Here is a 564-nt window from a genome sequence, read left to right as displayed (position 1 = left end):
CCACGGTGTGGGGCTACTTTGCCAGTTTGCAAAGCCAGGGGCTGATTGCCGCATCACAGGCGCAAATGGTGGATGCGCCCGCCTTGAGCTATGGGTTGTTTCATGCGCAAGTCAAACCCAACAAGCTGTATGGCCTTGTCAATCGGGGCGTCACGTTTCAGGGCTTGAATATGGACATAGGCCACTTGCGGCATATTCGATGGGTTAAAGACGATGATCCCAAGAGCCAGATCAACGACAAACCTGAACTGAAGCAGAACAACAAAAGCGCGGCGCAAAACCGCTGGATTGCCTACAACAGGATGAGAGGCCAATACGCCAGCGCGATGGAGCATGCGGCGCCGGAGGCGTTCTGGGTGGATAAAACGAAGTGCAGCTACGCAAACAGCAATGGGCAAATAGAAAACCCAACGCTGAAGCCGTGTGCAGAAGGCATATCCGCCGTGAAGGCTATTGCCATCGCGCAAGCCGAAGGGCAGAAGATTTACACGATCAACAAACAGAATGCGCAGACGGCGCTGGCGAAACTGCCCATAGGCGGAGAAGTGGGCAGTGAAATCAGGA

At 54.4% G+C, this 564-nt stretch carries 1 pseudogene; it reads left to right on the top strand.

Annotated elements, in window-relative coordinates:
- A pseudogene (locus tag QB898_RS13165) lies at window positions 1-564 on the top strand (hypothetical protein); the annotation flags it as partial.

Source organism: Ottowia cancrivicina, from assembly GCF_029813755.1.
GTDB classification, from domain to species: domain Bacteria; phylum Pseudomonadota; class Gammaproteobacteria; order Burkholderiales; family Burkholderiaceae_C; genus Ottowia; species Ottowia massiliensis.
This window is presented reverse-complemented; position numbering and strand designations above follow the sequence as displayed.